The 17,483-nt window shown below is 72.6% G+C and carries 15 protein-coding genes; 4 read left to right on the top strand and 11 right to left on the bottom strand.

Going from position 1 to position 17,483, the window contains the following annotated elements; genetic code table 11:
- Window positions 1-25: 25 nt before the first annotated feature.
- On the bottom strand, window positions 26-688 hold the full coding sequence (gene nucS / locus ACMATS_RS12470) for an endonuclease NucS (protein WP_390776579.1): 663 nt from the start codon (window positions 686-688) through the stop codon (window positions 26-28).
- Window positions 689-898: 210 nt separating this feature from the next.
- On the opposite strand from nucS, the gene ACMATS_RS12465 reads away from it, so the two are divergent.
- Complete coding sequence (locus tag ACMATS_RS12465) at window positions 899-1,291, top strand: SCO5389 family protein (RefSeq protein WP_390776580.1); 393 nt, start codon at window positions 899-901, stop codon at window positions 1,289-1,291.
- A gap of 75 nt (window positions 1,292-1,366) precedes the next feature.
- On the opposite strand, the gene ACMATS_RS12460 is transcribed toward ACMATS_RS12465, so the two are convergent.
- The gene (locus tag ACMATS_RS12460) at window positions 1,367-2,392 is read right to left on the bottom strand and encodes an LLM class flavin-dependent oxidoreductase (protein ID WP_414167934.1); all 1,026 of its coding nucleotides are present in this window, start codon (window positions 2,390-2,392) and stop codon (window positions 1,367-1,369) included.
- Window positions 2,393-2,598: 206 nt separating this feature from the next.
- On the opposite strand from ACMATS_RS12460, the gene ACMATS_RS12455 reads away from it, so the two are divergent.
- Complete coding sequence (locus ACMATS_RS12455; protein ID WP_390776582.1) at window positions 2,599-2,931, top strand: ATP/GTP-binding protein; 333 nt, start codon at window positions 2,599-2,601, stop codon at window positions 2,929-2,931.
- 163 nt (window positions 2,932-3,094) lie between these two features.
- Here the strand turns inward: ACMATS_RS12455 and ACMATS_RS12450 are convergent, their stop codons facing one another.
- From ACMATS_RS12450 to mce, 8 genes are all read right to left on the bottom strand, one after another.
- Complete coding sequence (locus tag ACMATS_RS12450; RefSeq protein WP_390776583.1) at window positions 3,095-3,988, bottom strand: ABC transporter permease subunit; 894 nt, start codon at window positions 3,986-3,988, stop codon at window positions 3,095-3,097.
- On the bottom strand, window positions 3,985-5,067 hold the full coding sequence (locus tag ACMATS_RS12445; protein ID WP_414167933.1) for an ABC transporter ATP-binding protein: 1,083 nt from the start codon (window positions 5,065-5,067) through the stop codon (window positions 3,985-3,987). Before ACMATS_RS12445 ends, ACMATS_RS12450 begins: the two co-directional genes overlap by 4 nt.
- A gap of 44 nt (window positions 5,068-5,111) precedes the next feature.
- Window positions 5,112-5,807 (bottom strand): hypothetical protein, encoded by a 696-nt coding sequence (locus ACMATS_RS12440; RefSeq protein ID WP_414167932.1) that lies wholly within the window; start codon window positions 5,805-5,807, stop codon window positions 5,112-5,114.
- Window positions 5,808-6,002: 195 nt separating this feature from the next.
- On the bottom strand, window positions 6,003-6,776 hold the full coding sequence (locus ACMATS_RS12435; RefSeq protein WP_414170705.1) for an ABC transporter permease: 774 nt from the start codon (window positions 6,774-6,776) through the stop codon (window positions 6,003-6,005).
- 2 nt (window positions 6,777-6,778) lie between these two features.
- Complete coding sequence (locus ACMATS_RS12430) at window positions 6,779-7,753, bottom strand: ATP-binding cassette domain-containing protein (protein ID WP_390776586.1); 975 nt, start codon at window positions 7,751-7,753, stop codon at window positions 6,779-6,781.
- Between the two features lie 144 nt (window positions 7,754-7,897).
- Window positions 7,898-8,836 (bottom strand): cellulose-binding protein, encoded by a 939-nt coding sequence (locus ACMATS_RS12425; protein ID WP_336413524.1) that lies wholly within the window; start codon window positions 8,834-8,836, stop codon window positions 7,898-7,900.
- 124 nt (window positions 8,837-8,960) lie between these two features.
- A complete protein-coding gene (gene scy, locus ACMATS_RS12420; RefSeq protein ID WP_414167931.1) occupies window positions 8,961-13,835 on the bottom strand; it encodes a polarized growth protein Scy in 4,875 nt (1,624 codons plus the stop codon).
- Window positions 13,836-13,995: 160 nt separating this feature from the next.
- Window positions 13,996-14,436: a methylmalonyl-CoA epimerase gene (mce, locus tag ACMATS_RS12415; RefSeq protein WP_390776587.1), complete on the bottom strand. Its 441-nt coding sequence runs from the start codon at window positions 14,434-14,436 to the stop codon at window positions 13,996-13,998.
- Window positions 14,437-14,609: 173 nt separating this feature from the next.
- On the opposite strand from mce, the gene ACMATS_RS12410 reads away from it, so the two are divergent.
- Window positions 14,610-15,785, top strand: coding sequence for an acetyl-CoA C-acetyltransferase (locus ACMATS_RS12410; protein ID WP_391151840.1), 1,176 nt, complete (start codon window positions 14,610-14,612; stop codon window positions 15,783-15,785).
- A gap of 37 nt (window positions 15,786-15,822) precedes the next feature.
- Window positions 15,823-16,779 carry a methylmalonyl Co-A mutase-associated GTPase MeaB gene (gene meaB / locus ACMATS_RS12405; RefSeq protein ID WP_414167930.1) on the top strand — a complete coding sequence of 319 codons (957 nt, stop codon included), beginning with the start codon at window positions 15,823-15,825 and terminating at the stop codon, window positions 16,777-16,779.
- Window positions 16,780-16,928: 149 nt separating this feature from the next.
- Here meaB and ACMATS_RS12400 read toward each other — a convergent pair whose 3' ends face one another.
- Window positions 16,929-17,417: a MarR family winged helix-turn-helix transcriptional regulator gene (locus ACMATS_RS12400; protein ID WP_390776589.1), complete on the bottom strand. Its 489-nt coding sequence runs from the start codon at window positions 17,415-17,417 to the stop codon at window positions 16,929-16,931.
- Between the last annotated feature and the right edge of the window lie 66 nt (window positions 17,418-17,483).

Below are 17,483 nucleotides of genomic sequence, written 5' to 3'. Positions count from 1 at the left end.
GTACCGGGGCGTGGGCCCCTGTGCCTCAGAACAGGCGGAGCTTGTCGTCCTCGATGCCGCGGAGGCCGTTGTAGTCCAGGACGGCGCAGTCGATGCCCCGGTCCGTGGCCAGGACGCGGGCCTGGGGCTTGATCTCCTGGGCCGCGAAGATGCCGCGCACCGGCGCGAGGTGCGGATCGCGGTTGAGCAGCTCCAGGTAGCGCGTGAGCTGCTCGACGCCGTCGATCTCGCCGCGGCGCTTGATCTCGACGGCCACCGTCGCCCCGTCCGCGTCCCGGCAGAGGATGTCCACCGGGCCGATGGCCGTGGGGTACTCGCGGCGGATCAGGGTGTAGCCCTCGCCGAGGGTCTCGATGCGGTCCGCGAGCAGTTCCTGAAGGTGTGCTTCCACGCCGTCCTTGATGAGGCCGGGGTCGACCCCGAGCTCGTGCGAGGAGTCGTGCAGCACCTCTTCCATGGTGATGATGAGCTTCTCGCCCGCCTTGTTGATCACCGTCCACACGCTGCCGTCCCCCTCCTTCAGGGTGCACGGCGGGGACATCCAGTTGAGGGGCTTGTAGGCCCGGTCGTCCGCGTGGATCGAGACACTGCCGTCGGCCTTGACCAGGATGAGCCGGGGGGCGGAGGGCAGGTGGGCGGTGAGCCGGCCCGCGTAGTCCACGGAGCAACGGGCGATGACGAGACGCATGGTGAGCCACGCTACTCGACTCCTGCCACCTGACGCGATTCGCCCTGGATCGGCCCGTTCGGCATTGGCCAGTTGTATGTGCGTTCTCCTGGTGGGGCCGCAGTGGCCGGATTACCGTTGAACCCGGGCGGTCGTCGTGCGAGCACAGGGCGTCGTCGTCCGCTCGCCCAACCGTGAGACCCCGCTCGCGGGGTCGCGAGAGGAGAACCCATGTCGCTCGACGTCTCACCGGCCCTCCTCCTACAGGCCGAGCGAGGCGAGGTCGACGAAGCCGATTTCGTCGACTGCGTCCGGACCTCCCTGCCCTACGCATGGGAGATGATCAGTTCTCTGGTGGCCCGGCTCGAGTGCGAAGGCGGCGAGTTCGCCGACAACCGGACACCGCCGCCGGACGAGCAGGCGCGCGGCCAGCTCCTGCGTGCCCTGGCGAGTGACGCGATCCGTGGTGCACTGCAGCGACACTTCGGGGTACGCCTGGCGTTCCAGAACTGCCACCGGGTCGCGGTCTTCCCGCCGGACCCTTCCGTGGACGAGCGCCTCGCCCGTTTCACATCGGTCCGGGGCCAGTTGCTGAACCAGTCCCCGGAGCTGCGGGACTGCTGAGGCCTTCCTGCTGCCGCTCCGCAGGCTTTCCGGCGTGTGCACCGACAGGAGCGGCAGCTCCCCGGGCGGGGGAGATCAGACGAGTTGCGGCAGCACGTCCGCCCCGAGGCGGCGGAGGTTCTCCTCGGTGGCGGCGAGGTCCCCGGAGCCCTCGGCGAGCAGGGCGAAGCGGGTGATGCCGGTACGTTCCGCCGTGGCCGAAAGCCGCTCGGCGCACAGCCGGGGCGGGCCGACCGGATGGAGCGCGCAGAGCAGCTCCGTGTAGGCGTGGGGATCGCGCATCCGGCGCAGCCGCCCGTCGACCGTCACATGGGCCGAGAGCCCCTCGTACAGCCATCCCGGCATCGCCTTGAGCAGCGTCTCGGCGGCCTCCTCGCGCCGGTCCGCGATCTGCACCACACCGGCCGACACATGACCGGCCGCGGCGACCGCCTCCGGTGAACTCCCCGCCTCCAGCGCGCACTTGCGCCACAGCGTCACCATCTCCGCCTTCTCCTCGTCCGTGCTGTGCATCCCCAGCAGCATCGGCAGCCCGTGCCGGGCAGCCAGCCGGACGCTGGTGGGCGAGGTGCAGGCGACGACGACCCCCGGGGCGGAACGGTCCAGCAGCTCGTCCGGCCTTGGTACGACGGGGACTTCACGGAACGCGAACCGCTCCCCGGCCGCTCCCACGCGGGGTTCGCGCAGCCAGCGCATCAGCAGTTCGAGGGATTCCGGGAATCCCTCTTCGTACGCTCCCAGGCCCGAGTTGAAGACTTCCAGATCGACCCAGGGGCCGCCCCGGCCGACGCCCAGCACGAACCGGCCGCCGGACGTCAGATGCAGCAGTGCGGCCTGCTCGCCGAGGGCCACCGGGTGCGTCGTCGGCAGGACGCTCACCGCCGTGCCCACCTCGATGCGCCGGGTGCGGCCCAGCAGCAGCGCGGCCAGCGTCACCGCCGAGGGGCAGACCCCGTAGGGCACGAAGTGGTGTTCCGCGAGCCAGACGGCGTCCAGCCCGGCCTCCTCGGCGACCTCGGCCGAGCGCACGGCCCGGTACAGCGCCTCCCCGTGGCCCTGGCCCGGAAACTGGGCGGACAGGACAAATGCTCCAATGCGCATCGCTCTTGTTCCTCCTAGCGACCGACGCGGCATCCCCCTGGAGGCAATAACGGCCGACACGTGCCAAAGGTACGGCCGGGCGTGAAGTTTTCATGATGATCGGAGAGCAAGCGCGATGCCGCCTCAGGGATGCCCGCCCGGCCGGGCGGCCGTGCCGCGTACGCTGGGTCACGGTCCGTCGCTCTTCCGACTCCCCGAGGTGCCCCGTGTCCCCGCGCCGAAACCGCCCGCGAGGCGGTGTCGAGAAACCAGCTGCAGCGCCGTACGACATGAACAGCGAACGCTACGGTCTGGAGCGCACCGAGAGCTGGCAGGGCGAGGAGTGGTCGGTCCGCATGATCGGCGGCGGCGCGGCCGCCAAGCGGTACCGGTGCCCCGGCTGCGACCAGGAGATCCCGCCCGGGGTCCCGCACCTGGTGGCGTGGCCGCAGTACGGCGCCGGCGTGGAGGACCGGCGGCACTGGCACAAGGCCTGCTGGAACGCGCGGGACCGCCGGAGCGCCAAGCTCCAGCGGTCCAGGAATGCGCCGAGGTACTGAGGCAGTGCGCCGACTGCGGGCGCGTCGTGGCTGATCGCGCAGTTCCCCGCGCCCCTGACGGGGCACGATCACACACAAGCTGTGCCCCGTCAGGGGCGCGGGGAACTGCGCGACCAGCCCGAGCCGGCCCGCAGCCGAAAGCCAGCCGTAGCCCGCGCAGCGCTCAGGCGTCGCGCCGAGCGATGGCGGCATAGGCGCCGCCCAGGCCAACGGCCGCCAGCCCGGCCATGATCAGGACCGGCTCCCAGCCGGTCGGCCCCGTCCCGCCGCCGGACGTCGTCCCGTACATCGCGGCCAGCTCCGCCGGGATCGAATACTGGAGCAGGGCGTCGCGAACGTCCCGCAGGGAATCCAGCATCAGGAACAGTGCCAGCACCATCGGCAGCATCACCACGCCCAGCATGATCGTGATCGCCCCGGCGGAGTGCCGCACCAGCGCGCCCACGGCCAGCGACAGCAGGCCCAGCAGGGCCATGAACAGGCTCACGCCCACCGTCGCCCGCAGCCAGTCCCCGCCCGTCGGTTCGTAGGTGCTCCGGCTGCCGAGCACCGAGGAGTGCACCGCGGCGACGACGAACGTCGAGACGGTCGTGATCACCAGGGTCAGCAGGGAGAAGACGATCGCCTTGGCCGTCAGCACGCGGGACCGGCTGGGGCAGGCGGTCAGCGTGGTGCGGATGAGCCCGGTGCCGTACTCGGAGGAGATCGTCAGCACGCCGAGCGTGATCACACAGATGGTGGCGAGGAGCACGCCGATGAAGCCGAGCGCCAGCGGGGAGGCCTCGTTCATCTCGGTGGGGCCGCTGGTGTCGACGGCCGCGGCGATGAGCATGCCGATGCCGACGATGAGCGCCACCATGACGCCGAGCGTCCACATCGTGGACCGGACGGAGCGGATCTTGGTCCACTCGGCGAGGACCGCGTCGGCGAGCGTGGCCCTGCGCACGGGGACCGGCGAGACGAAGCCGCCCGCCGCGGGTGCGGTGCCCGGCCAGTAACCCGGTGCCTGCGAGGGCAGTTGGGGCGTCGGGGAGTGCTGCTGCTGGGGCGTGCTCATCGGGCGTCCTCGTCGTCACGCTGGGGGGCGGTTGCGGGCTGCGCGTGCGGGTTGGGCTGTTCGCCCGGCAACACCGGATACGCCTCGCCCCAGTTGGGCGGGACCGCGCCCGGCAGCGGCTGCGCGCCGTACGGGGCGGGCGGGGCCTGGAAGCCGTGGCGCTGGTCCGCCGTGGAGCGGTAGTCCACCGCCGACTGCGTCATCCGCATGTAGGCCTCCTCCAACGAGGCCTGGTGCGGGGAGAGTTCCCAGAGGCGGATGTCCGCGCCGTGGGCGATGTCGCTGATGCGGGGGAGTGTCAGGCCCGTCACCCGCAGCGCCCCGTCCGGCTCCGGCAGCACCTGGGCGCCCGCCTCGACCAGCGCGGCGGTGAGCTTGTCGCGGCTCTCCGGCTCGGGGGCTCGGACGCGCGCGAAGTCCGCGGAGTTCGCGGAGATGAAGTCCTTGACGCTCATGTCGGCGAGCAGCTGCCCGCGCCCGATGACGATGAGGTGGTCGGCGGTCAGCGCCATCTCGCTCATCAGGTGCGAGGAGACGAAGACGGTCCGGCCCTCGGCCGCGAGCCGCTTCATGAGGTTGCGGACCCAGAGGATGCCTTCGGGGTCGAGCCCGTTGACCGGCTCGTCGAAGAGCAGCACCGCGGGGTCGCCGAGGAGCGCCGCCGCGATGCCGAGGCGCTGGCCCATGCCCAGCGAGAAGCCCTTGGAGCGTTTGCGGGCCACGTCCTGGAGGCCGACGACGCCGAGCACCTCGTCCACCCGGCGGGCCGGGATGCCGGCGAGCTGGGCGAGCGAGAGCAGGTGCAGTCGGGCGCTGCGCCCGCCGTGCACGGCCTTGGCGTCCAGCAGGGCGCCCACCTGGCGGGGAGCGTTGGGCAGCTGGTGGTACGGGTGGCCGCCGATCGTCACCCGGCCCGAAGTGGGCATGTCCAGGCCGAGGATCATGCGCATCGTGGTCGACTTGCCGGACCCGTTGGGGCCCAGGAAGCCGGTGACGGCTCCTGGCCGCACCTGGAACGACAGATTGTGCACGGCCGTCTTGGCGCCGTAGCGCTTGGTGAGGCCGACTGCCTCGATCATTCTCCGCCCCTCGCGAGCTCGTCGGGCAAATGCCTCCGTAAGGGTTAGGAGGATAGACGAGGGGTTGACGGTTCCCCAGTGATGACCAGTCCGGCGGGCCGGACCCAGCCCTCCTCGACGAAGATCCGCTTCCCGGCCTCCCGCACCTCCGGCTCCGCACGGGCCCGGGCGACCCAGTGCTCCGGTCCGGGGCCGAGCAGCGCACGGAGGCGCGGAGAGGCGGCCAGGAGCGCGGTGAGGAGCGCGCGCTGGTCGTGCGCGCCGGGGCGGGGGCGGCCGGTGTCCGGGTCGGCGAGGACGCCGTGGCGGCTGACGTAGAGGAATCCGGTGCCGGGCACCAGGACCCGTTGGTAGTTGAACTCCGTACGGTCCACGGAGGCCAGTTGCTCCGCATCGAGCCAGGTGATCACCAGCGTCCGGACGGTGCCGGGGGCCGCGTACGGCGCGGCCGCCACGTAGCCGTGGACGCCGATGTGGGCGGAGCAGCCGACCGCGATGCCGTGGACCTCGGCGGGGGCCATGGGGACGAGGCACGGGAGGCCGTCCTGGCGCAGCTTGTGGCGCAGCTGGGCCGGGCAGGCGTTGGAGCCCACGGCGATGACGGGAGTGCGGTCCGTGAGGGCCGCGGGGTCCCAGGGGAGAAGTTCGTCCCCCGCCAGCAGGCACGGCTCGGTGACGGGGCGTCCCGGGTACGTGAGCGGCTGCTCGGCCGGTACCGGGCCGAGGTCGGTCGGTGTCATGCCCCGGTCCCTCCCCCAGCTACCGCTGGGTGGTGCCCCCACTTTCGCCGTTTCTCAGGGGGCTTCGCCCCCCGAACCCCCCTTGTCGCGGCTCCGCCGCTCGTCCTCAAATGCCGGACGGGCTGAGATTGCGCCCCGTCAGGGGCGCGGGGAACTGCGCGATCAACCCAAGCCGGCCCGCAGCTGCCGGATCGCTCACGCGTCGCGCCGCGCCAACAGGATGTATGCCCCCGCCAGGGACCCCGCCACCCACAGGACCATGATCGAGAAGCCGCCCCATGGGCCGTACGGCGCCTCGTCGCCCAGGGGGGTCACCACCTGCATGACCTTCTGGCCCGCCTGGTCCGGCAGGTAGCGGCCGACCTTCTGCGTCGCCGGCACGTTGCCCAGAATGCTGGAGATCAGGAAGAAGAACGGCATGAGAATGCCGAGCGACAGCAGCGGACTGCGCAGCATCGTCGCGACGCCCATCGAGAAGACGGTGATGAGCGTCATGTAGAGACCGCCGCCGATCACCGCCCGCAGCACGCCCGGGTCGCCGAGGTGGGCCCCGTGCTCGCCCAGCATGGCCTGGCCGAGGAAGAACGCCGCAAAACTCGTGATCATGCCGACGGCGAATGCGAGCGCCGCGGCCACGGCGATCTTGCTGAAGAGGAAGGTGCCGCGCTGCGGAACGGCGGCGAGCGAGGTGCGGATCATTCCCGTGCTGTATTCATTCGAGACCACCAGCACACCGAAAACGATCAATGCCAGCTGACCCAGTCCCATCCCCGCGAAACTCGTGAACGTAGGATCGAATTCGATCTTGCTTTGCCGGGACAGCCGGTCGAAGTCCCGTTTGGACAATGCGCTGATCAGGGCACCGAGACCGACCGTCACCACGACCGCGATGCCCAGGGTCCACACCGTCGAGCTGACGGATTTGATCTTCGTCCATTCCGATTGCAGGACCTGCGCCGCCACCGCCATCGTCACGATCCCTTCTTCTGCCAGCCGGCCCCCCAGCCCGCCCCCGGCGCAGCGGGCGGCGGCGTCTGGTGGTTCGCGTGGGCGTGGTACTCGACCGCGCCGGCCGTCAGCCGCATGAAGGCCTCCTCCAGCGAGGCCCGCTGCGGGCTCAGCTCGTGCAGCACGATCCGGTGCCGCGCCGCCAGCTCGCCCAGGTGCGCCGCGTCCTCGCCGTGCACCTCCAGCGCGCCCTCCGGGCCGGCCACCGCCGTGATCCCAGCGCCGGACAGCACGTCCTTGAGCCGTTCCTGGTCGGGGGAGCGCATCCGGACGTAGCCGCGGGAGTTCTCGGCGATGAAGCCGGACATGGACGTGTCGGCCAGCAGCCGGCCCTGGCCGATGACGACCAGGTGGTCGGCGGTCAGCGCCATCTCGCTCATCAGGTGGGACGAGACGAAGACCGTCCGGCCCTGCGCCGCCAGGCTTTTCATCAGGTTGCGGATCCAGTGGATGCCCTCGGGGTCGAGCCCGTTGACCGGCTCGTCGAACATCAGGATCTGCGGATCGCCCAGCAGCGCCGCCGCGATGCCCAGGCGCTGGCCCATGCCCAGCGAGAAGCCCTTGGTGCGCTTCCCGGCCACCGCCGTCAGGCCGACCGTGTCCAGCACCTCCCGCACCCGGGCCCGGGGGATGCCGTTGCTCTGCGCCAGGCACAGCAGATGGTGGTAGGCGCTGCGGCCGCCGTGCATCGCCTTGGCGTCCAGCAGGGCGCCGACGACCCGCAGCGGGTTGTGCAGCTGTCGGTAGTGCCGGCCGTCGATGAGCACCGTGCCGCTGGTCGGGTTGTCCAGATCGAGGACCATGCGCATCGTGGTCGACTTGCCCGCGCCGTTGGGGCCCAGGAAGCCGGTGATGACGCCGGGCCGCACGGAGAAGGTGAGGTGGTCCACGGCGAGCTTGTCGCCGTAGCGCTTCGTCAGCCCGTCGAGCTCGATCATTCACTCACGGTAAGAGCCCCCACAGGGCCCCGCCACCCGTGCGGAAACGACTCAGCGCGCCGCACGCCGCCGTGAAGGCGGCATACGACGCGCTGAGCGACAGGTTCCCCCGAACGTATGACGTGCTGTCGATGTGCCTCCGGGTCAGCGGCTCTGCTGGGCCGGAACGCCCCGCGAGATCGGCTCGTCGTCACTCGGCACACCGGCCGCGGCCACCGCCGCACCCGTCAGCGTGGCCAGCATCTCGCGGACGTTGGTCAGCTGGGCGTTGATGCTGTCGCGACGGTTGGTCAGCGCCGCCAGCTCGCGCTCGGACTCGCTGCGGATACGGTCCGCCTTGGCGTTGGCGTCGGCCACGATGTCCTCGGCCTGGCGCTGCGCCGTCTCCACCGTCTGCCGCGCCCGGCGCTCGGCGTCCGTGCGCAGCTTCTCCGCCTCCAGGCGCAGCTGCTCCGCCCGGTGCTCGATCTCCGCCAGCCGCTTCTCCGCCTTCGCCTGACGGGAGGCCAGGTCACGCTCGGACTGCTCGCGGCGCTTGGCCAGGTTCGTCTCGAAGTCGGCTGCCGCCTGGGCGGCCTTGGCGCGGGTCTCCTCGAAGAGGGCGTCCGCCTCCTCGCGCTTGGACTGCGCGTCCTTCTGCGCCTCGGCCCGCAGCGCCGCTGCGTCGCCCTTCGCCTTCTCGACGATGCGTGCGCCCTCGTCCTCCGCCTTCGCCTTGCGGTCGGCGGCGAACGACTCGGCGTCGTTGCGCACCTGCTGAGCGGCCGACTCGGCCAGCTCCCGGTGCTGTTCGGCGGCCCGGCGGGCCTCCTCACGCAGGTCCTTGGCCTCCTCCTCGGCCAGCCGGAGGATCTTCTCGACCCGCGCACCGAGACCTGCGTAGGACGGCTCCGCGTCGTTGATCTGGGCCTGAGCGTTCTGCGTTTCGAGGTGCAGCTCCTCGATGCGCTTTTCCAGCGAGGTGATCCGTGCCAGTGCGCTGTCACGGTCCGCTACGAGCTTGGTAATGCGGTCGTCCACCTGGCCGCGGTCGTATCCACGCCGCACCAACTCGAAGCCGAAGGGGGAGGAAGTGTCGCTCATGGGGTTCCTGTCATAAGAGACCGGTGAGGTGTTAGAGGGAATCCTAGGGGTGTGAGCGGCGTGTCATCGAGTAGACGATGGTAGACGGTTGGGAAATCCGGAAAATGCCCCCTCGATTGAGTGGCTACTTCTCGGACTGCTTGCCACCCGATCGAGTAGCGCCGACACCCGCCGCCGCCTTCACCCCGCCGTCCTTGGAGCCGCCTGCCCCAGGGGACTCAAATGATTCCAACGCCTCCAACACGTCCTGGACACGGGAAATCTCCGCATTGATGTCCTCGCGCCGGCGGACCAGCACCTCCAACTCCCGCTTCGCGTCGTCGAGAAGGCGCGTGGCCTCGTCCGTGGCCTCGGTGCGCAGGCGCTCCGCCTCGCGTACGGCGGCGGCCTTCTTCTGCTCGGCCTCCTTCAGGAGCCCCTCGGCCTTCTTCACCGCGGCGATGCGGACCTTGCTCGCCTCGCTGCTGGCGTCGGAGAGCAGCTTCTTCGCCTTCTCCTCCGCCTCGGCCAGCTGGGACGTCGCCGCGGCCACGAGCTTGTCGCAGCGCTCGCCCGCCGACTGCATGGCCTCGGAGGCCTCCCGGCGCGCCCGGTCGTGCAGCTCCTCGACCTCGCCCTCGATGCGCGAACGCAGCTCCTCGGCCCGGTCCCTTATGGCCGTCGCGTCCCCGCGCGCCTCGGCGAGCAGGGTGTTGGCGTCCGTACGGGCCTGCTCCACCAGGGCGTTGCCCTCGCCGGCGGCCTCCTTGACGATCCGTTCGGCCTCCTTGCGGGCCGCGGCGACCATCGTGTCGGCCTGCTCCTCGGCCACGGTGGCCGTGAGGACGGCCTCCTCCTGGGCCTTGGCGATGAGCGCGTCCGCCTGCTCGGCGGCCTCGGTGCGCCGCTGGGCGGCGGCGTCCCGCGCCTCGTCGACCGTCCGCTCGCCCTCGGCCCGCGCCTCGGCGCGCAGCCGCTCCGCCTCCTGGACGGCGTCGGCCTTGATGCGCGCGGAGTCCGCACGGGTGCTGTTGGCGTTCTCCTGCGCCGCCGCCAGCGCCTCCGCGGCCTCCGTGGCCATCCGCTCGGCCTCGGCCGTGGCCTCCCGCACGAGCGCATCCGCCTGCTCGGCGGCCTCCGCACGGCGGGTGCCCGCGGCCTCGCGGGCCTCGTCCAGGGCGCGCTCCGCCTCGCGGCGGGCGGCCTCCAGGGCCTCGGCGCCCTCGGCCCGCAGGCCGTCGGCCGCCTCACGGGCCTCGTCCAGCGCCCGCGCGCCGTCGGCCCGCAGCCGCTCCGCCTCCGCGTTCGCCGCGGCCACGGTGCGCTCCGCCTGGCCCTCGGCCTCCGCGCGGCGCGCGTCGGCCTGCCGGCCCGCCTCGGTGAGCAGCTCCTCGGCCTGCTGCGCGGCCTCGGCGCGGTGGCCCTCGGCCTCCTCCTTGGCCGTGGCGACGATGAGGTCGGCGTCGTCCTGCGCCGAAGAGGTCAGCTCCGCCGCCTCGTTGACGATGCGTTCGGCCTCGGCGTGCCCGTCGGCCCGCATCCTGTTGGCGTCCTCGCGGGCCTCGGCCCGGGTGCGGGACGCGTCCTGCTCGGCGGCCGCCAGCGCGTCGGAGGCGTCCGTACGCATCTGCTGGGCCCGCGCGGACGCGTCCGACACCAGCCGCTCGGCCTCGGCGCGCAGCCGGTCCGCCTCCGCGGCGGCCTCCTCCAGCGCCTGCTCGGCCTGCTCCTCGGCCTCGGCCCGGTGCCCGTCGGCGTCCTTGCGCGCCTGGTCCACGGTCCGCGCCGCCTCGGCCCGGAGGGCCTCCGCGTCCTCGCGGGCCTGCTCCAGCGCGGCCTCGGCCTCGGTGACGAGGCGCTGGGCCTCGGCCTTGCCTTCGGCGATGAGTTCGTCCGCCTGGCCTGCGGCTTCGGTGCGCAGGACGCCTGCGGCCTCGCGGGCGTCGTCGACCGTCTTCGCGGCCTCGGCGCGCAGCCGGTCCGCGTCGTCGCGGGCCTGCTCCAGCGCGGCCTCGGCCTCGGTGACGAGGCGCTGGGCCTCGGCCTTGCCTTCGGCGATGAGTTCGTCCGCCTGGCCTGCGGCTTCGGTGCGCAGGACGCCTGCGGCCTCGCGGGCGTCGTCGACCGTCTTCGCGGCTTCCGCGCGCAGCCGGTCCGCGTCGTCCCGGGCCTGCTCCAGCGCGCCTTCGGCCTCGGTGATCAGGCGCTGGGCCTCCGCCGCACCCTCGGCGATGAGCTCGTCCGCCTGCGCGGCCGCCTCCGTGCGGTGGGCGTTCGCGGCCTCGCGCGCCTGGTCGAGGGTCTGCTCGGCCTCGGCCGTCAGGCGCTGGGCCTCGGCCCTGCCCTCGGCGACGAGCTCGTCGGCCTGGCTCGCGGCGTCTGCGCGCAGCGCACCCGCCGCCTCGCGGGCCTGGTCGACCGTGGCGGCCGCCTCGGCGCGCAGCCGCTCGGCCTCGGCCTCGGCCTCGGCACGCAGCGCCGCGGCCTCGGTGCGGGTGCGGGACGCGTCCTCGTCGGCGCGCTCGCGTTCGGCGTAGGCCTCGGCACGGACCCGGTCGGCCTCGATCTGGGCCTCGGTGACGGTCCGTTCGGCATTGTGCTCGGCGGCCGAGCGCAGGCCCGCGATCTCCTCCTCGGCCTGCTCGTGCAGCCCGGCGACGGAATCCCGCACCTGCTGGGCGGTCTGCTCGGCGGCGGCCAGCAGCTCCGCAGCGCGCTGCTCGGCCTCCTCGACCAGCTCCCGCGCCTCCTCCTGCGCCTCCGCGACCCGCTTGCGCGCCGACGCCAGCAGCTCCTCGCTCTGCTCGCGCGCCGCCTCGCGCTCGGCCTGCGCCTCCGTACGGGCGTCCCCGAGCGTCTCCTCGGCCTCCCGGCGGCGCCGCGCGGCCTCCTCCTGGGCGGCCGCCAGCGCCTCCGCGGCCTCGGCCGCGGTGCGCTCGGCCGCCGCGTTCGCCTCGGCCCGCATCCGGTCCGCGGTCTCCTGCGCCTCGGCGCGCAGCCGCTCCGCCTCCGCACCGGCCTCGCTGCGCAGCCGCGCACCGGCCTCCTCGCCCTCGGCACGGGAGGCGGACGCCTCCTCCGCCGCCTCGGCACGCAGCCGCTCGGACTCCTCCTCGGCCTGCGCCTGCAGCGCACGGGCCCGCTCGGCGGCCTCCGTCCGCTGCCGCTCCGCCTCCTCGGCCGCCTCCCGGCGCAGCCGCTCGGCCTCCGCACGGGCGTCGCGCAGCGCCGACTCGGCGGCCTCCACGCGCTGTTCGGCCTCGGTGTGCAGGCGCGTCAGCTCGGCGTCGGCCTCCGCACGGCGCGCCTCCGCGGCCCGCTCGGCGTCCTCGCGCAGCTGCCGCGCGGCCTCGGCGGCCTCGGCGCGGGTGCGCTCGGAGTGGTCCTCGGCCTCCTCGGCCATCTCCTCGGCCTCGGCGCGGGCCTGCTCCAGGGCCTCCTCGGCCTGCTTGCGCAGGGCCGCGGCCCGCTCGGCCGCCTCGGCGCGCAGCCGCTCGCCGTCCGCGGTCGCGGCGCCGCGCGTCTCCTCGGCATCCGCCTTGGCCTTGGCCAGCAGCTCCTCGGCGGTGCTGGCCGCCTCCTCGATCTGCTGCAGCGCCTCGCGGCGGGCCTCGCCCCGGATGCGCTCGCCCTCGGCCACGGCCTCGGACCGCAGCTGCTCGGCCTCGCCGCGCAGCCGCCGCGCCTCCTCCTGGAGCTCGACCGTCCTGGCCCGGTACTCCTTGGTGTCGTCCTGCGCGGCGCCCTTGAGCTGCTCGGCGGTGTCCGCGGCCTCCTCGCGCAGCCGCGCGGCCTCGGCCTCCGCCTCCTTGCGGATCCGCTCGGCCTCCGCGGCGGCCGCCTTGGTGGTCGCCTGCGCGTCCTCGGTCGCCTTGGACAGCACTTCCTCGGCCGTGCGCGCGGCCTTGGCCAGCTGGGCCGCCGAGTCCTCGGCGACGGCGCTGCGGGCCTTCTCGGTGGCCTCGGCCAGGGCCCGCTCGGCCGCGGCGGCCGCGTCGTCGCGCAGCTGCTGCGCCTCGGCCCGCAGGGCCTCGGACTCCTTGGTGGCCTCGCTCACCAGCCGGGCGATCTCCGCCCGGGCGGTACGGGTGCGCTGCTCGTTGTCCGACTCGGCCTCGGACAGCCGCTTGGCCGCGGCCTCCTTCGCCTCGGCGAGCACCTTCTCGGCCTCGGCCCGCGCCTCGCGCAGCGCCGTGTCGGCCTCCTGCATCCGCGCCTCGGCGGTGCGCGTCAGCTCCGCCGAGGCCGTACGGGCCTGGTCGCTCTCGGTGCCGGCGGCGGTGCGCAGCCGCTCGGCGTGGTCGGTGGCCTCCTGCGCCTGCGCGGAGGCGGCGGCCAGCAGCCGCTCGGCGTCGGTACGGGCCCGGCGCAGGATCGCTTCGGCTTCGGCGCGGGCCTCCTCGGCGGCCGCCCCGAGCCGGCCGCGGGCCTGCTCGGTCAGCACCTGGGCCTCGGTACGGGCGGCCGCCAGCGACTGCTCGGCCTCCGCCCGGGACTCGTCCAGCAGCCGACGGGCCTGCGCCTCGGTGCGCGAGCGCAGCTGCTCGGCCCAGGCCACGTTCTCGTTGACGTGCGACTCGACGGTCTGGCGGCGCTCGTTGAGCTCCTCGTCCAGCCGCTGCCTGCGGGCCACCGCCTCGGCGTGCAGCTCGCCCTCCATGCGCGCCTGCCGCTCGGCGTGCTCCTGCAGCAGCCGCTGCGTCTGGGCGCGGGCCTCGCGCACCTCGCGCTCGGCGTCGCTGCGCAGCTGCTCGGCCTGGATCTGCGCGTTGCGCAGCAGCTGTTCGGCCTGGTAGCCGATGTCGCCCGTGTCGTAGGCAGGACGGTGGGCGAGGTTGCGGCGCGCCTCGTGGAGCTTGGCGCGCAGCACCTCGACCTGGTAGCCGAGGTCGTCGGCGTGCTGGACCGCCTTCTCCCGCTCGGTCTTCAGCCGCTCCATCTCGGCCTCGAACTTCGAGAGGTGGTCGGCCTCGGCCCGTTGACTCTCCTGGCGCTCGTAGCCCCGCACAGCGCGGTCCATCCGTCCCCTGGTCGCGTCGGCGGCCGGCCCCGTCATGTGTCGTGGTGGAACCCGGAGCCCGCCCTTCCGAAGAAATGGTGTCAGATCATCGGTACAGCCCGGCCCGGGGCCCACCCGTACCCGGCCGGACCTGCACTCTACCGGCCGGGGAAGGGGAGGGTCAGTGCTCCGCCGCGGGGCGGGGCGCGGAGGTGACCAGTTCCGTCAGCACGCCGTGACAGTCCTTGGGGTGCAGGAAGGTGATGCGGGAGTCCATGGATCCGCGGCGCGGCTCGTCGTAGAGCACCCGGACCCCCTTGCCGCGGATCGCCTCCGCATCGCCGTCCACGTCGGCGGTGCCGAAGGCGATGTGGTGGACGCCCTCGCCGTTCTTCGCCAGCCACTTGCCGACCGCGGAGTCCTCCCGGGTCGGCTCCAGCAGCTGCAGGTAGGAGGCCCCGCCGTCGGAGGTCCCATTGATTTTCAGCATGGCCTCGCGGACGCCCTGCTCCTCGTTGACCTCGGTGTGGAACACCTCGAAGCCGTACGTGGCACGGTAGAACTCGACAGTCCTGTCGAGGTCGAAGCAGGCGATCCCGATGTGGTCGATACGCGTCAGCATGGGTCCAGTGCACCGCTCGCACGCACCGTCACGCAACGTGCGCGCGATCACATCTTCCGCCCGGTGACCCGGAGGCAACCCGTCAGTACATTGACGGAAACCATCGTTAACCTCCTCCGCTCGAAGGGGTCGCGCCCATGTCCGGTACGAACGGAAAAACCGCAGCCAGCTCAGTGATCGTCGCGGGCGCCCGGACGCCCATGGGGAGGCTGCTGGGCTCGCTGCGCTCGTTCTCCGCGGCCGACCTCGGCGGCGTGGCCATCAAGGCCGCGCTCGACCGCGCCGGCATCGGCGGCGACCAGGTGCAGTACGTGATCATGGGGCAGGTGCTCCAGGCCGGCGCCGGGCAGATTCCCGCGCGCCAGGCGGCAGTCAAGGCCGGCATCCCGATGAACGTGCCGGCGCTGACGATCAACAAGGTATGTCTGTCGGGGCTGGACGCCATCGCGCTGGCCGACCAGCTCATCCGCGCAGGGGAGTTCGACATCGTCGTGGCCGGTGGCCAGGAGTCGATGACCAACGCCCCGCACCTGCTCCCCAAGTCCCGCGAGGGCTACAAGTACGGCGCCGTCGAGATGCTCGACGCCATGGCCCACGACGGCCTGACCGACGCCTTCGAGAACATCGCCATGGGCGAGTCCACCGAGAAGCACAACACCCGCCTGGGCCTCCGCCGCCCCGAGCAGGACGAGTTCGCCGCCCTCTCCCACCAGCGCGCGGCCGCCGCCCAGAAGAACGGCCTCTTCGAGGCGGAGATCACCCCTGTGGAGATCCCGCAGCGCAAGGGCGAGCCCGTGCTCTTCAGCAAGGACGAGGGCATCCGCCCGGAGACCACGGCCGAGTCGCTCGGCAAGCTCCGCCCCGCCTTCGCCAAGGACGGCACCATCACCGCCGGCACGTCCTCGCAGATCTCCGACGGCGCCGCCGCCGTGGTCGTGATGAGCCGCGCCAAGGCCGAGGAGCTGGGCCTGGAGTGGATCGCCGAGATCGGCGCCCACGGCAACGTGGCCGGCCCCGACAACTCCCTGCAGTCCCAGCCCTCCAACGCCATAAACCACGCGCTGGGCAAGGAGGGCCTCGGCGTCGCGGACCTCGATCTCATCGAGATCAACGAGGCGTTCGCGGCCGTCGCCGTGCAGTCAATGAAGGATCTCGGGGTCTCCCCGGAAAAGGTGAACGTCAACGGCGGGGCCATCGCACTCGGCCACCCCATCGGCATGTCCGGCGCCCGTATCGTGCTGCACCTCGCGCTGGAACTGAAGCGGCGCGGCGGCGGCGTGGGCGCGGCGGCGCTGTGCGGTGGCGGCGGCCAGGGCGATGCGCTGATCATCCGGGTACCGGGCAACTGACCTTCCGAACCCACGGATCCGACGGAACGGAGCAGCCATGGCGGACGTCCCCGCACTGGTCGAGCAGGCACGGGAGGGCCGGCCGCGTGCCGTGGCCCGGCTGATCTCACTGGTGGAGGGGGCGTCGCCGCAACTGCGCGAAGTGATGGCGGCGCTCGCCCCGTTGACGGGCGGTGCGTACGTCGTCGGGCTCACCGGCTCGCCGGGCGTCGGAAAGTCCACCTCGACCTCGGCCCTGGTGACCGCCTACCGCCGGATGGGCAAGCGGGTCGGGGTGCTGGCCGTGGACCCGTCCTCGCCCTTCTCGGGCGGTGCGCTGCTGGGCGACCGGGTCCGGATGTCCGAGCACGCCTCGGACCCGGGCGTCTACATCCGCTCCATGGCCACCCGCGGCCACCTCGGCGGCCTTGCGTGGGCCGCCCCGCAGGCGATCCGCGTCCTGGACGCGGCCGGGTGCGAGGTGGTGCTCGTCGAGACGGTCGGCGTCGGGCAGTCGGAGGTGGAGATCGCCTCGCAGGCGGACACGTCCGTGGTGCTGCTGGCGCCCGGGATGGGCGACGGCATCCAGGCCGCGAAGGCGGGCATCCTGGAGATCGGTGACGTGTACGTCGTCAACAAGGCCGACCGGGACGGCGCGGACGCGACGGCGCGCGAGCTCAACCACATGCTGGGCCTGGGCGAGGCCAGGGCGGCGGGCGACTGGCGCCCGCCGATCGTCAAGACGGTCGCCGCGCGCGGCGAGGGCATCGACGAGGTCGTCGAGGCGCTCGAGAAGCACCGGGCGTGGATGGAGGAACGGGACGTCCTCGCGGACCGGCGCCGACGGCGGGCCGCGCACGAGGTCGAGACCATTGCCGTCACGGCGCTGCGGGAGCGGATCGGGGATCTGCGGGGGGACCGGCATCTTCCCGCTCTGGCCGAGCGGGTGGTGAATGGTGAGTTGGACCCGTACACGGCTGCGGACGAGCTGGTGGCTGGGCTGACGGGGGAGTAGGCCCCGGTCCCACCCTTCCTTTCGCCAGTGGCGCCCCGTAAGGGGCGCGGGGAACTGCGCGACCAGCCACAGCCGGCCCGCAGCCACAAGGGGGCTTGGGGGCGTGCCCCCAGGAAACGGCGAAAGGGCGGGACCGGGGCCTCAACCCCCTACACACGCCCCCGCGTCGACCGCAGATGCTGCGCCACCGGAGTCAGCGAAGCGTGAAGGGCCTTGAGCTCCTCCGCCGACAGCAGATCGATGAAGTGCTGCCGCACCGAGGCGACATGGTGCGGCGCCACCTTCCGCATGGTCTCCCACCCGTGGTCCGTGAGGACCGCGAACAGCCCGCGGCGGTCCGACTCGCAGTTCTCCCGCCGCACCAGCCCCGCGTTCTCCATGCGCGTGATCTGGTGGGAGAGCCGGCTCTTGGACTGCAGGGTGGCGGTCGCGAGATCGCTCATCCGCATGCGGTGGTCCTTCGACTCCGAGAGGTTGACCAGGATCTCGTAGTCGTTGTTGGTGAGGCCGAACGGCTGCAGGTCCCGTTCGAGCTGGTGCATCAGGAGCCGGCTCACGTCCAGGTGAGTGCGCCAGGCGCGCTGCTCCTCGTCGGTGAGCCAGCGGGTGCCGTTGTCCTGGGTGTCCTCGGTGTCCATGAATGGATTCTACCTAAGAAGTTGAATGTTTAATTAATAACGAGAGGGAGAGGTCAAGCGTTCGAC

The organism is Streptoverticillium reticulum, assembly GCF_047456005.1.
Taxonomy (GTDB): Bacteria; Actinomycetota; Actinomycetes; order Streptomycetales; family Streptomycetaceae; genus Streptomyces; species Streptomyces reticulum.
This window is presented reverse-complemented; position numbering and strand designations above follow the sequence as displayed.